Here is a 12,734-nt window from a genome sequence, read left to right as displayed (position 1 = left end):
CGGCTTCGCGGACACGCCCCGGGCGCGGGTGCGCGACCCGTCGCCGCCGCGCGCGAGGAGGACGCATGGACAGGTATCCGCCCATCGCGGAGCACGGAATGGTGGGCGATCTCCAGACGGCGGCCCTGGTGTCGTCCGACGGGACCGTCGACTGGTGGTGCACCCCGCGCTTCGACTCGCCCAGCGTCTTCGCCTCGCTGCTCGACAGCGAACGCGGCGGGCACTGCCGGCTGGCGGCGGAGCACCCGGACGGCGACGGGATGACGGTGCGTCAGCTGTACCTGTCCGACACGGCGATCCTGGTCACCCGGTTCATGGGCCCCGGCGGCGTCGGCGAGGTCGCCGACTTCATGGTCCCCGTCGACTCGCCCGAGCCCACCGGCCGGCACCGTCTGATCAGGATCGCCCGGGTCGTGCGGGGGTCCCTGCCCTTTGTCCTCACCTGCCGGCCGCGCTTCGACTACGGACGCGCCCGGCACTCCCTCACCCTCACGGGCGGCCACGCGGGCGTCCTGCGGGGCCCGGGCACGGACCTGCACGTCCAGACCACCGGCGGCATCACGCTGCGGGCCGACGGCGACGACGTCACCGCCCGCTTCACCCTCTCCGCGGGCCAGGCCGCCGCCGTCGTCCTGACCAGCGCGGACGGGGGAGCTCCGGCCCCCGCGACGCCGTCCCTGAACGGCGTCGCCGAGGACCTGGAGCGGTGCCGCGACTTCTGGCTGTCCTGGCTGCGGTCCTGCACCTACCGCGGCCGCTGGCAGGAGGTGGTCAACCGCTCGGCGATCACCCTGAAGCTGCTCACCTACCGGCCGACCGGCGCGCCCGTCGCCGCGGCCACCATGGGACTGCCCGAGCAGGCGGGCGGCGAGCGCAACTGGGACTACCGCTACACCTGGATCCGGGACGCCTCCCTGTCCGTCGGGACCCTGATCGACCTGGGCTTTCTTGAGGAGGCGTACGCCTTCCGCCGCTGGCTGCGCGACCGCGTCGAGGCCGGCGGCACCACCTCGGGCGACCCCCTGCAGATCATGTACCGGGTGGACGGCGACCCCCACCTGACCGAGGAGACCCTCGACCACCTGGAGGGCTACCTGGGATCACGGCCGGTACGGGCGGGCAACGCGGCCGCCGACCAGCTCCAGCTCGACATCTACGGCGAGGCCTCCGACGCCTTCGTGGTCGGCCGGGACGTCGGCGCGATACGCGGCTGGAAGGCGCTGAGCGGCGTGCTGGACTGGCTGGCGGACAACTGGGACCGCCCCGACGAGGGCATCTGGGAGACCCGCGGGGGCCGGCAGAACTTCACCTACAGCCGGCTGATGGCCTGGGTGGCGTTCGACCGGGGCATCCGCGCGGCCACCGAGTTCTCCCGCCCGGGCGACGTCGAGCGCTGGACGGCCGCCCGGAACGCGGTCTTCGAGCAGATCACCGAGCGCGGCTGGCACGACAAGCGGAAGGCCTTCGTTCAGCACTACGACACCGACGTGCTGGACGCCTCGCTGCTGCTGATGCCCCGGGTCGGCTTCCTCTCCCCGCACGACCCGGACTGGATCAGCACCCTCGACGCCATGGACGAGGAACTGGTCAGCGACAGCCTGGTCTATCGGTACGACCCCGCCGCGTCCCCCGACGGACTGCGCGGCTCCGAGGGCACGTTCAACCTCTGCAGCTTCCTCTACGTCGAGGCGCTCGCCCGCTCCGGCCGCCTCCTGCAGGCCCGGCACGCCTTCGACAAGATGCTCACCTACGCCAACCACGTCGGCCTGTTCGCCGAGGAGATCGGCCCCTCGGGCGAGCAGCTCGGCAACTTCCCCCAGGCGTTCACCCACCTCTCGCTCGTCACCGCCGCCATGGCGCTCGACGAGGAGCTGAACCGGGCGAACGCGCTGCCGAGCGACGGTGGGACCCGGCACCCCGGCGTCCACGGCTTCAAGGTGCCGCCCGAGTCCACGGACGCGGGAGCCGAGGATGGCTGACCAGGCGGTACCGGCCAAGGTCCCGCCGGAGGAGCGGCGGGTCCTCGCCGCGCTGGCCCTCGCCCAGTTCATCTGCAGCTTCGCCGGCTCCAACATGAACGTGATGATCAACGACATCAGCAGGGACCTGGACACCACGGTCCAGGGGGTGCAGGTCTCCATCACCCTCTTCCTGCTGGTCATGGCCGCGCTGATGATCCCCGGCGGCAAGATCACCGACCGCTACGGCCGCAAGCGGTGCTTCCTCGCCGGGCTCGTCGTCTACGCCGTGGGCGCGCTGCTGTGCGCGGGGGCGCCCGGACTCGGCGTCCTCATCCTCGGCAACTCGATCCTCGAGGGCGTCGGCACCGCCCTGCTGATCCCGCCGGTCTACATCCTCACCACCCTGCTGTACCCCGACGTCACCTCCCGTGCCCGGGCCTTCGGGGTGATCATGGCGCTGGGCGGCATCGGCGCGGCGGCGGGACCGCTGATCGGCGGACTCATCACGACCGGCATCAGCTGGCGGGCGGCCTTCGTGTTCCAGGCGCTGGTCATCGCGCTGATCGTGTGGCTGAGCCGCGGTATCGAGGACCCCCTGCCCCCGGACCCGCACCGCGCCTTCGACACCGGGGGAGCGGTCCTGTCGGCCGCCGGTCTTGTACTCATCGTCATGGGCATCCTGGCGGCGGACAACGACGTCCGGCTCATGATCGCGCTGCTCGTCCTCGGCGGCCTCGTCCTCGTCTGGTTCTTCCGGTCGACGCGCGCGAAGGAACGGGCCGGCCGCCAGCCCCTGCTCTCGCTCAGCCTGTTCCGCGACCGCACCTCCAACCTCGGGCTCGTCACGCAGAACGTCCAGTGGCTGCTGCTCATGGGCACGTCCTTCACGGTCGCCGCCTACCTCCAGGTGGTCCGCGGCTACGACGCCATCCGGACCGGAGTGATCTTCACGGCGGCCACGCTCGGGCTGCTGCTGACCTCGCTGGCCGCCCAGCGGCTGGCCGAGCGGCGGTCGCAGCGGACGCTGATCATGGCCGGCTTCACGCTCTCCGTCGCGGGCGTGGCGGTGCTGGTGGCCCTGGTCGCCTCCTTCTCCACCGCCTGGGCCTTCGTGCCGGGGCTGCTGCTCATCGGGCTCGGACTCGGCGTGATGCTGACCCCGTCGGTGAACGTCGTCCAGTCGAGCTTCCCGGAGGAGCGGCAGGGCGAGATCTCCGGCCTGTCCCGCAGCGTGTCCAACCTCGGTTCGTCGTTCGGCACCGCCATCGCCGGCACCATCCTCGTCGCCGGTCTCACCACGGGCGCCTACGCCGCCGCGATGATCACCCTCGGCGTGATCGGCCTCGGCGGCCTCGCCGCCGCCGCCCGCCTGCCCGGCGCACCGGACCGCACGGCGGCCGCGGACGCGACGGCCGGCTCGGCGCCGGGAGCCGGCGCGGAACCGGAGACGGGGGCCGGGGCGGAGCCGCCGGTCCCGGATGCCGGGCGACCCCCGGCTCCGCGCCGCCCGCACCGCGCGTGACATCATCGGCCCCGGTCAGGACCGACGCCGGAAGCGGTGGCAGGAGCCGCACGAGGAGCACGATGAACCCCGGTCTCACCGCCCCGCCCGCGGTGGGCGCCTCGCTGCTGGACGACTTCTCGCTGGAGATGACCGGCAAGGACGTGCCCAAGCTGCGGGAGGCGCGCCACACCATCCCGCCGGGGACGCGGATCAACGTCACGTTCCTCGCCGGCGAGGACCTCGCCACGCGGCTGGCCGCCGCCCGCGAGGTCAAGCGGTTCGGCTTCGTCCCGGTGCCGCACATCTCCGCCCGCCGCCTGCCGTCCCGGGCCCACCTGGAGGAGTTCCTGGCCGGCCTGGCCGCGGACGGCACCGCCGAGAACGTCTTCGTGGTCGGCGGCGACCCCGCCCGCCCGGAAGGCCCGTACCCGGACGCCCTGTCCGTCATCCGCACCGGGCTGCTACAGCGGCACGGAGTGCGCCACATCGGCATCAGCGGCTACCCGGAGGGCCACCCCGCGATCACCGACCGCGCGCTGTGGTCGGCGCTCACCGACAAGTCGGCGGCCCTCGGCGCCGAACGGCTCACCGGCGACGTCATCACCCAGTTCGGATTCGACGCCGACCCCGTGCTCGGCTGGCTGGAGGCCGTCCGCGCCCGGGGCGTCGCCCTGCCGGTCCGCATCGGCGTGCCCGGCCCCGCCGGGGTGCGCCGGCTGATGACGTACGCGACCCGCTTCGGCGTCGCCACCAGCGCCTCCGTGGCCCGCAAGTACGGGTTCTCACTGACCAACCTGATGGGCACGGCGGGCCCCGACCGCTTTCTGCACGCCCTGGCCCGGCGCCACGACCCCGCCCGGCACGGCAGGGTGAAGGTGCACTTCTACACGTTCGGCGGGCTGCGGGCCACGTCCGAGTGGATAGCCCGGTTCCGGCACGGCGAGCGGACGGACTGACCACCCGCGGGGCGGGTCGGCGTCCGCCGGTCACCGCGACGTACGTGTCGGATTCCCGCCAGCGAGCGGCCCCCTCGGTGACCGATCCTTGAGCCATGCAGACAGGGATGCACCTCGACCGGGAGCACTGCGTGCGCGCCGTGCGGTCCAAGGACGCGCGGTTCGACGGATGGTTCTTCACGGCCGTCCTGACCACCCGCATCTACTGCCGGCCGAGCTGCCCGGCCGTGCCGCCCAAGGCGGAGAACATGACGTTCCTGCCGAGCGCGGCGGCCTGCCAGCAGGCCGGGTTCCGGGCCTGCAAGCGCTGCCGCCCGGACACCAGCCCCGGCTCCCCGGAGTGGAACCTGCGCGCCGACCTGGTGGCCCGGGCGATGCGGCTGATCGCCGACGGCGTCGTGGACCGCGAGGGCGTGACCGGGCTGGCCGCCCGGCTCGGCTACAGCTCACGGCAGGTGGAACGCCAGCTCCTCGCCGAGCTGGGCGCCGGGCCCCTCGCCCTGGCGCGGGCACAGCGCGCCCAGACCGCGCGGCTGCTCGTCGAGACGACCTCGCTGCCCATGGCGGAGATCGCCTTCGCGGCCGGCTTCTCCTCCATCCGGGCCTTCAACGAGACCGTCCGCGAGGTCTTCGCCCTCTCCCCGAGCGAGCTGCGCGCCCGGGTGCCGGGGAACCGCGCGGCGAGCACCCCCGGCACCCTCGCGCTGCGACTGCCGTTCCGTGCCCCGCTCAACCCGGACAACCTCTTCGGCCACCTCGCCGCCACCGCCGTACCGGGCGTGGAGGAGTGGCGGGACGGCGCGTACCGGCGCACCCTGCGCCTCCCCTACGGACACGGCATCGTCGCCCTCACCCCGCACCCCGACCACATCGCCTGCCGGCTCACCCTCGGCGACCCGCGCGACCTGACCGTGGCCATCAGCCGCTGCCGGCGCATGCTCGACCTGGACGCCGACCCCGTCGCCGTCGACGAGCGGCTGCGCGCCGATCCGCTGCTCGCGCCGCTGGTGGACCGGGCGCCCGGCCGCCGGGTGCCGCGCACCGTCGACGAGGCCGAGTTCGCCGTCCGCGCGGTGCTCGGCCAGCAGGTCTCCACGGCCGCGGCCCGCACCCACGCGGCCCGCCTGGTCGTCGCGCACGGAAAGCCCCTGGACGACCCCGAGGGCGGCCTCACCCACCTCTTCCCGTCACCCGAGGCGCTGGCCGCCGTGGACCCGGAGACCCTGGCCATGCCCCGGACCCGCCGCACCACCCTGACCACCCTGGTGCGCCAACTGGCCGACGGCGCCCTGCACCTGGGCGTCGAGTCCGACTGGGCCGAGGCGCGGGCCCGCCTGCTCGCCCTGCCCGGCTTCGGCCCGTGGACGGCCGACGTCGTCGCCATGCGGGCCCTCGGCGACCCCGACGCCTTCCTCCCCACCGACCTGGGGATCCGGCGCGCCGCCCGGGAACTGGGTCTGCCCGCCACCCCGGCGGCGCTCACCGCCCGCGCCGAGTCCTGGCGCCCCTGGCGGGCCTACGCGGTCCAGTACCTGTGGGCGACGGACGACCACCCCATCAACTTCCTGCCCGTGTGAGGACGTTCACGATGAAGCAGCACACCGTCACCGACAGCCCCTACGGCCCCCTGACCCTCGTCGCCGAGGACGGCGTCCTGTGCGGCCTCTACATGGCCGGCCAGCGCCACCGCCCACCCGAGGAGACCTTCGGCGACCCCGACGACACCCCCTTCGCCGAGGCCCGGGAGCAGCTCTCCGCCTACTTCGCCGGCGAGCTGAAGGAGTTCACCCTCGAACTCCGCCTGTCCGGGACCCCGTTCCAGCGCGGCGTCTGGGACCGGCTGACCCGCATCCCCTACGGAGAGACCCGCTCCTACGGCGAACTCGCCACCGAGCTGGGCAACCCCAAGGCGTCCCGCGCGGTCGGCCTCGCCAACGGCAGGAACCCGATCGGCATCATCGTGCCCTGCCACCGGGTCATCGGCGCGGCTGGCTCCCTGACCGGCTACGGCGGCGGACTCGACCGCAAACGCCGCCTGCTCGACTTCGAACGGGGAACGGCCCTGTTCTAGCGGCCGTGGTCACACGCCCCGTTCCGGCGTCGCGCCCAGCCGGTCCAGCAGGGCCGGCAGCGCCGTGCCGATCGGCTCGCGCACGATCTCGTCGGCCAGGTCGTCGTACGGCGTCGGCTCGGCGTTGACGATGATCAGCCGCGCCCCGTGATCGGCGGCGACGCCGGCGAGGCCGGCCGCGGGCTGGACCTGGAGGCTGGTGCCGACGGCGATGAAGATCTGGCAGGCCTTGGTGACGGCGACCGCCTCGCCGAGCACGACCGGGTCGAGCCGTTCACCGAACATCACGGTCGCCGACTTCAGGATGCCGCCGCACCCCAGGCACGGCGGGTCGTCCTCACCGGCCTTGACGCGGGCCAGGGCGTCCTCCATCGGCCCCCGGGCGTGGCACTTGGTGCACACCACGCTCCGCGCGGTGCCGTGCAGCTCCAGGACCTTGCGGGCGGGCATCCCGGCGAGCTGGTGCAGCCCGTCCACGTTCTGCGTGATCACCCGGACCGGGACCCCGGAGCGCTCCAGCGCGGCCACGGCCCGGTGCGCGGCGTTGGGCTCGGCGCCGCGCGCCCCGCTCGCGCGCCGCATCAACCACGACCGCCGCCGGATCTCCGGATCGGCCATGTAGTACTCGTACGTCACGAGCTTCTCGGCCTCCGGGTCCCGCCGCCACAGCCCGTCGGGCCCGCGGTAGTCCGGAATCCCGGAGTCGGTGGAGATGCCGGCCCCGCTCAGCAGGGCGACGAGGGGCTTGGTCATACGGCCGAGGGTAGGACCCCGATCAAGGACACCGCGAACGGATATCGCCGGCCCCGGCGTCGTCCTCGGATACGGCCGCGGCGGCGGGCGTCGGCTGTTAGCGTCGCGGCATGGCCAAGGTGACCGTTTCGCTCGACGCCCAGCTCGTCGTCGAGGTCATGGTGCTCGCGGGGGTCGGCGACCCGCAGGACGCCGTGGAACTCGTGGTCCGCGACTACATCCAGCGCGGGCACCGCACCGAGGCGCGCGTCGCCGAGCGCGAGGAGGCGCTGCGCGACGTGGACGCCAGGCCCCCGGACCCGGAGGGCTGAACCCTCAGGCGACCCGGTGGCCGTTCTCCAGCTCCGCCGTGCCCGCGCCCTCCGCCAGGACGTCCAGCGCGGCCAGCACCCGGCGGCCGAGCGCGCCGGGCAGGTGCGCGGGGAGATCCTCGCGGGGCACCAGGCGCCAGGACAGCAGTTCCTCCTCCTGCAGCCGGATGGCGTCGAACTCCGCCCCGGTGAGGACCCCGCCGTCGTACAGGTACGCCACCAGCGGCGGCCGTCCCGTGCCGAGCACCCAGTCCACCGCAAGCAGCCGGCCGAGCTCGCGGTCGAGGCCGATCTCCTCGAGCGTCTCCCGGCGGGCGCCCTGGCGCGGGCTCTCCCCGTCGTCGGACTCGACGGTCCCGCCCGGAAGGGCCCACCCCTCGCGGTAGTTGGGCTCCACGAGCAGCACCCGCCCCTCGGAGTCCCGGAAGAGCGCGGCTGCGGCGGCGAGGACGCGGGGCAGGCTCGCGATGTATGCGGCGAAGGTGTCCGTGCTGGTCATCCAGGAAGGGTAACCGGACACCGGACGCTAACGCCCGGCCGTCGCCAGGCGCACGGTGCGTTCGGCCAGCGCGCTGATCCGCACCCCGTCGAAGCCGAACACCGCGCTGCGCACCGTGTCCTGGAGTGGCTCCGTCCACTGGGGCGGGATCGCGGCCGCGCCGGTCATCACCCCGGCCACCGAACCGGCCGTCGCGCCGTTGGAGTCGGTGTCCAGGCCACCACGGACGGTGAGGGCGACGGTCCGGGTGAAGTCGCCGTCGCCGTAGAGCAGCCCGGCGGTCAGCACGGCCGCGTTGGGGACGGTGTGGATCCAGCCGAGCCCGGCGGTCTCCTCGGACACCGTGCCCAGGGTCTCCTCCCAGGACAGCCCGGCCCCGTGCAGGGACGTCACCCGGCGCACGGTCCGGGCCAGCCTGCTGCTCGCCGGGATCACGGCCAGCGCGCTCTCCAGCGCGTCCCGCACGTCCGGCGCGGTGAACGCCGCCGCGATCAGCGCGGCCGCCCACATCGCCCCGTAGACACCGTTGCCGGTGTGCGACAGCACCGCGTCCCGGCGGGCCAGCGAGGCCGCGCGGCGCGGGTCGCCCGGGCTGGTCCAGCCGTGCACGTCGGCCCGGATCAGGGCGCCGATCCACTCCTGGTACGGGTTGTCGTACGTCGCCGTCAGCGGCGGCTTCAGACCGTTGGCGAGGTTGCGGTACGCGGCCCGCTCCGCGGTGAAGGTCTGCAGGTACGGCAGCCCGAGCAGCCACAGGTCGCCGACCTGCTCGGTGCTGAAGCCGAAACCGTGGCTCTCCAGCAGGTGCAGCCCGAGGATCGCGTAGTCGACGTCGTCGTCCCGGCAGCTCCCGTGGACGCGGCCGCGCACGCACCGGCGCCACTCGGGCCGCAGCAGGGCGGCGTCGGCGGGGTCGGCCGGCTCGGGCAGGTAGTCGGTGAGCGGCAGCGCGTCCGCCCGGCGCAGATAGCGGTCGATGCGCTCGCGCGTCCACACCTCGCCCTGCTCGACCGGCTTGCCGAGCATGTTGCCCGCGATCCGGCCGAGCCAGCCGCCGTGGACGCGGTCGGCGAGGTCCGGGCCGTCGTCGAGGTCGCTCATGGCTGGTCCCTACCCGCTTTCCCCCGCCGCCTCCCAGCCGGTTCCCACGGTTCGGGCAGGGCATGGCGGCGCGGACGTCCTGAGGTTAAGGTCACAGCGGCGCGACTGGCCCCGACGTGCGCGGGGCCCGGAGAGCAAGGGGAATGCAAGGTGGCGGACGCTGCAGGCAACGGGACCCGTCGGGTGCTCATCGCCGCGGACAAGTTCAAGGGCTCGCTGACGGCCGTGCGGGTCGCCGAGCGGATCACGGCCGGGCTGCGCCGGGTCGTGCCGGATGTCGAGGTCGAGGCGCTGCCGGTCGCCGACGGCGGCGACGGCACCGTGGACGCGGCCGTCGCGGCCGGCTTCGAACGCCGCGAGGTCCGGGTGGCCGGGCCGCTCGGGCAGGAGGTGACGGCCGCGTACGCGCTGCGCGGCGGCACCGCGGTCGTGGAGATGGCTGAGGCGAGCGGACTGCAGCGGCTGCCCGCCGGGGTGTTCGCGCCGCTGACCGCCTCGACGTACGGCTCGGGCGAACTGTTGCGCGCGGCGCTGGACGCGGGCGCGCGGACGATCGTGTTCGGCGTCGGCGGCAGCGCCACGACGGACGGCGGCGCCGGGATGCTGTCGGCGCTGGGCGCGCGGTTCCTCGACGCGGACGGGGAGCCGGTGCCACCGGGCGGCGGCGGCCTCGCCGCGCTGACGCGGGCCGACCTGTCCGGCCTCGACCCACGCCTGGACTCGGTGGAACTGGTCCTCGCCAGCGACGTCGACAACCCGCTGACCGGGCCGAAGGGCGCGCCCGCGGTGTACGGGCCGCAGAAGGGCGCCACCCCGGACGACGTGGCGGCCCTGGACGCCGCGCTCGCGCACTTCGCCGAGGTGCTGGAGACCGCCGTGGGCCCGCGGGCCGCGGACTTCGCGGCGGCGCCCGGCGCGGGGGCGGCCGGCGGCATCGGCTACGGCGCCCTCCTGCTGGGCGCCCGGTTCCGCCCCGGCATCGAGGTCATGCTGGACGTGCTGGGCTTCGCCCCGGCACTGGAGCGCGCCTCGCTGGTGATCACCGGGGAGGGTTCGCTGGACGAGCAGACCCTGCACGGCAAGGCCCCGGCGGGGGTCGCCGCCGCGGCCCGCGCGGCGGGCAAGGAGGTCGTCGCGGTGTGCGGGCGGCTCGCCCTGCCCGAGGAGTCGCTGCGCCGGGCCGGGATCGGCCGGGCGTACCCGCTGACGTCCGTCGAGCCGGACGTCGCGACGTGCATCGCGGACGCGGGGCCGATCCTGGAACGGGTCGCGGAGCGGATCGCGCGGGACCTGCTCGGCTGAGCCGTCACTGTACGGGGGTCAGCTCACCGTCGAAGTCCCGGAACCAGCTGCCGCTGGTCAGGCCCTCCACCTTGTGGTTCTTGCACCACTGCTTCGACATGTGGTGGAGGGGCTTCGCGGTGCGCTCCCAGACGAGCGAGTGTCCCGCACCGGCGAGGCGGAACATCAGCTTCTGCGGCCCCGGGACGGCCGCGTAGAGGTCTGGCACGGAGAAGCGCAGGACGTCGGGGAACGTGGCCGGGCTGTTGGCGGTCCGGTCCGCGTCCCCGTAGACGATGAGCACGGGCACCCGTTCGCCGAGCACCCGGGTGCCGGCCGGGTTCTCGTACGGCACGGTCTGGTTGTTCCAACCCCACCAGTAGGTGTTGCGGTACCGCAGGACGCCCTCGTACGTGCCGGGTGCGCCCGCCACCTCGGGGCCCCACTTGCTGCCGAGCGCGTCGTTCGCCATACAGGCGGCCCACACGAGGTCCGGGATACCGGGCTCCCACAGGTCCGGGGTACTGGCCAGAGAGGCCTTCACCCCGGTCATGCTGCCGACGTTCATCGGAAAACCGAACATGTTGGGCGGCTTGGACACGGGCAGGGTCCCGGCCTCCATCGGGCGCCCGAAGGGCTCCGCGGGCTTCTGGGACCAGCGTCCCTTCGGCGGGAACATCGGGGCCAGCAGGAGCAGGCTCTCGACCTTGCCGGGATTCTGCAGGGTGTAGGGCCCCATCACAAAGGCGGCCGCGGACCAGCCGATGAAGCGGATCGGCTTGTTCCGGCCCGGCAGGTTCTGGATGAACGCGACCACCTTGTCCAGCTCCGCCCAGTCGCTCTCGGAGTTGCCCAGCTCGTGCGCGTAGGGCGGCGGGGGAGGGCACGGCTCCGTGAGGGGGTGCGGGACGAGGACCTGTTGCTGCTGGGCCGGGTTCGCGTTGCAGGCTTCGTCCATCACCTTGGGGCGGGTGGAACGTCCGGATCCCTGCAGGTCCATGATGAACACGTCGTAGCCGTCGTCTGCGAGTTCCTGCGCCCAGCTGTACCGGGTGGCGGAACCGCCGGGTACCGGCGCCAGGTCGAACCCCGGCAGCGCGGGCACGCTTCTGCCGTGCAGCATCAGCACGGGCAGGGGTGGTTTGTTGGTCTTGGTGCCGTTGTACTCCCGGACGAACAGCTCCACCGGGTCGCCGTAGTTCGCCGGGACCTTCGAGGCGAGCGGCACCTTGTACTCGTTGAGGGTGGGTGCGGGCATGGCCGTCTCCCTGGGCCAGTGAAATCAGACGTTTCAGGTAGAATGCTCCCTTTTCCACCCTCCTCTGCTGTCCGATCTGCTGCAACTCGGCCACGACAGCTGGTACTTGACGGGTCAACGGGTGAGCCGCTTCCTCCCTTGAAGCCGAAACGGGTGTGGCCCGAGTCCTCAGGACTCGGGCCACACCCGTCGATGCCGGCGAGGGCGTCAGGGCAGCTGGGCCGCCCGCGACTCGCGGCGGTTGTCGCGGAAGTTGTTCACCCGGCGGGCCGTGGCGAACAGCGGGATCACCGCGCCCATGACGAGCTGCAGCGCGCAGCCGGTCTGCAGCAGCAGCTGCCCGCTCGGGGCGTCGAACGCCCAGGCGGCCAGCAGGCCCATCGACAGGACGATCCACGAGAGCATCGCCCCGGCGAGGCGGCCGCGCGGCTTCGGGTACTCCACCCGGCTCACCATCAGCCACGCGGTGCCGAGGATCGCCAGCAGGGTGGCCACGAAGGGCAGCTCCAGCAGGACGATCGAGACGACCGTGAGCGCGCCGAACGGCGAGGGCATGCCCTGGAAGGTGCCGTCCTTCACCGTCACGCAGCTGAACCGCGCCAGCCTGAGCACCACCGCGAGGAGCACCACGATCGCCCCCAGCGCCGCCACTCTCTGGTGCGCGTCGTCCGCGACCATGCCGTAGACGAGGACGAAGTACGCGGGCGCCAGGCCGAAGCTGATCAGGTCCGACAGGTTGTCCAGCTCCGCGCCCATCGGGGAGGAGCGCAGCTTCCGCGCGACCAGGCCGTCGAACAGGTCGAAGACCGCCGCGCAGAGCATCAGGATGACCGCCGTGGCCGCGCTGTGGCGGGCCATGCCGGACTCCTGGCTGCCGGTGAGGTGCGGGATCAGGATGCCGGTGGTGGTGAAGTACACCGCCATGAAGCCGCACGTGGCGTTGCCCAGCGTCAGGGTGTCCGCTATCGACAGGCGGAGAGAAAGGGGCATCTCCTCCTCGTCGTCCACGTCGTCGGCCTCGGGCACCCAGCCCGCCTGG

The 12,734-nt window shown here is 73.4% G+C and carries 12 protein-coding genes; 7 read left to right on the top strand and 5 right to left on the bottom strand.

All coding sequences use genetic code 11. The features are described 5' to 3' along the window. Positions 1-65 precede the first annotated feature (65 nt). From ACFYU0_RS17740 to ACFYU0_RS17720, 5 genes are all read left to right on the top strand, one after another. Complete coding sequence (locus ACFYU0_RS17740; RefSeq protein WP_389302063.1) at positions 66-1,979, top strand: glycoside hydrolase family 15 protein; 1,914 nt, start codon at positions 66-68, stop codon at positions 1,977-1,979. Next, complete coding sequence (locus ACFYU0_RS17735; RefSeq protein WP_389302060.1) at positions 1,972-3,483, top strand: MFS transporter; 1,512 nt, start codon at positions 1,972-1,974, stop codon at positions 3,481-3,483. The genes ACFYU0_RS17740 and ACFYU0_RS17735 overlap by 8 nt, the downstream gene beginning before the upstream one ends. Before the next feature lie 62 nt (positions 3,484-3,545). After that, the gene (locus ACFYU0_RS17730) at positions 3,546-4,421 is read left to right on the top strand and encodes a methylenetetrahydrofolate reductase (protein ID WP_389302058.1); all 876 of its coding nucleotides are present in this window, start codon (positions 3,546-3,548) and stop codon (positions 4,419-4,421) included. Between the two features lie 95 nt (positions 4,422-4,516). After that, positions 4,517-5,998 carry an AlkA N-terminal domain-containing protein gene (locus tag ACFYU0_RS17725; protein ID WP_351673524.1) on the top strand — a complete coding sequence of 494 codons (1,482 nt, stop codon included), beginning with the start codon at positions 4,517-4,519 and terminating at the stop codon, positions 5,996-5,998. A gap of 11 nt (positions 5,999-6,009) precedes the next feature. Next, on the top strand, positions 6,010-6,492 hold the full coding sequence (locus tag ACFYU0_RS17720) for a methylated-DNA--[protein]-cysteine S-methyltransferase (RefSeq protein WP_389302055.1): 483 nt from the start codon (positions 6,010-6,012) through the stop codon (positions 6,490-6,492). 9 nt (positions 6,493-6,501) lie between these two features. Here the strand turns inward: ACFYU0_RS17720 and ACFYU0_RS17715 are convergent, their stop codons facing one another. Continuing rightward, a complete protein-coding gene (locus ACFYU0_RS17715) occupies positions 6,502-7,245 on the bottom strand; it encodes an NAD-dependent deacetylase (protein WP_389302052.1) in 744 nt (247 codons plus the stop codon). A gap of 110 nt (positions 7,246-7,355) precedes the next feature. On the opposite strand from ACFYU0_RS17715, the gene ACFYU0_RS17710 reads away from it, so the two are divergent. After that, on the top strand, positions 7,356-7,556 hold the full coding sequence (locus ACFYU0_RS17710; protein ID WP_351673514.1) for a type II toxin-antitoxin system VapB family antitoxin: 201 nt from the start codon (positions 7,356-7,358) through the stop codon (positions 7,554-7,556). A gap of 4 nt (positions 7,557-7,560) precedes the next feature. On the opposite strand, the gene ACFYU0_RS17705 is transcribed toward ACFYU0_RS17710, so the two are convergent. Next, positions 7,561-8,055, bottom strand: coding sequence for an NUDIX hydrolase (locus ACFYU0_RS17705; protein WP_351673512.1), 495 nt, complete (start codon positions 8,053-8,055; stop codon positions 7,561-7,563). Positions 8,056-8,082: 27 nt separating this feature from the next. Next, positions 8,083-9,156, bottom strand: coding sequence for an ADP-ribosylglycohydrolase family protein (locus ACFYU0_RS17700; protein ID WP_351673510.1), 1,074 nt, complete (start codon positions 9,154-9,156; stop codon positions 8,083-8,085). 150 nt (positions 9,157-9,306) lie between these two features. Here ACFYU0_RS17700 and ACFYU0_RS17695 point away from each other — a divergent pair, with 150 nt between their 5' ends. Beyond that, complete coding sequence (locus ACFYU0_RS17695) at positions 9,307-10,458, top strand: glycerate kinase (RefSeq protein ID WP_389302047.1); 1,152 nt, start codon at positions 9,307-9,309, stop codon at positions 10,456-10,458. Between the two features lie 4 nt (positions 10,459-10,462). Here the strand turns inward: ACFYU0_RS17695 and ACFYU0_RS17690 are convergent, their stop codons facing one another. Both ACFYU0_RS17690 and pssA read right to left on the bottom strand, forming a co-directional pair. Continuing rightward, positions 10,463-11,695 (bottom strand): alpha/beta fold hydrolase, encoded by a 1,233-nt coding sequence (locus tag ACFYU0_RS17690; protein WP_351673508.1) that lies wholly within the window; start codon positions 11,693-11,695, stop codon positions 10,463-10,465. Between the two features lie 207 nt (positions 11,696-11,902). Next, positions 11,903-12,721 (bottom strand): CDP-diacylglycerol--serine O-phosphatidyltransferase, encoded by an 819-nt coding sequence (pssA, locus tag ACFYU0_RS17685; RefSeq protein ID WP_250400422.1) that lies wholly within the window; start codon positions 12,719-12,721, stop codon positions 11,903-11,905. Positions 12,722-12,734: the final 13 nt, after the last annotated feature.

The organism is Streptomyces sp. NPDC003720 (assembly GCF_042875075.1).
Lineage (GTDB): Bacteria > Actinomycetota > Actinomycetes > Streptomycetales > Streptomycetaceae > Streptomyces.
The sequence above is the reverse complement of the archived record's forward strand: the minus strand, read 5'-3'. Positions and strand labels throughout refer to the sequence as shown.

Bases quoted from the DNA above. Each gene is read 5' to 3' on its own strand.
- ACFYU0_RS17705 (WP_351673512.1), bottom strand. From the start codon at position 8,055: ATGACCAGCACGGACACCTTCGCCGCATACATCGCGAGCCTGCCCCGC.
- ACFYU0_RS17690 (WP_351673508.1), bottom strand. From the start codon at position 11,695: ATGCCCGCACCCACCCTCAACGAGTACAAGGTGCCGCTCGCCTCGAAG.
- ACFYU0_RS17730 (WP_389302058.1), top strand. From the start codon at position 3,546: ATGAACCCCGGTCTCACCGCCCCGCCCGCGGTGGGCGCCTCGCTGCTG.
- ACFYU0_RS17720 (WP_389302055.1), top strand. From the start codon at position 6,010: ATGAAGCAGCACACCGTCACCGACAGCCCCTACGGCCCCCTGACCCTC.
- ACFYU0_RS17725 (WP_351673524.1), top strand. From the start codon at position 4,517: ATGCAGACAGGGATGCACCTCGACCGGGAGCACTGCGTGCGCGCCGTG.
- ACFYU0_RS17700 (WP_351673510.1), bottom strand. From the start codon at position 9,156: ATGAGCGACCTCGACGACGGCCCGGACCTCGCCGACCGCGTCCACGGC.
- ACFYU0_RS17715 (WP_389302052.1), bottom strand. From the start codon at position 7,245: ATGACCAAGCCCCTCGTCGCCCTGCTGAGCGGGGCCGGCATCTCCACC.
- ACFYU0_RS17710 (WP_351673514.1), top strand. From the start codon at position 7,356: ATGGCCAAGGTGACCGTTTCGCTCGACGCCCAGCTCGTCGTCGAGGTC.
- ACFYU0_RS17740 (WP_389302063.1), top strand. From the start codon at position 66: ATGGACAGGTATCCGCCCATCGCGGAGCACGGAATGGTGGGCGATCTC.
- ACFYU0_RS17735 (WP_389302060.1), top strand. From the start codon at position 1,972: ATGGCTGACCAGGCGGTACCGGCCAAGGTCCCGCCGGAGGAGCGGCGG.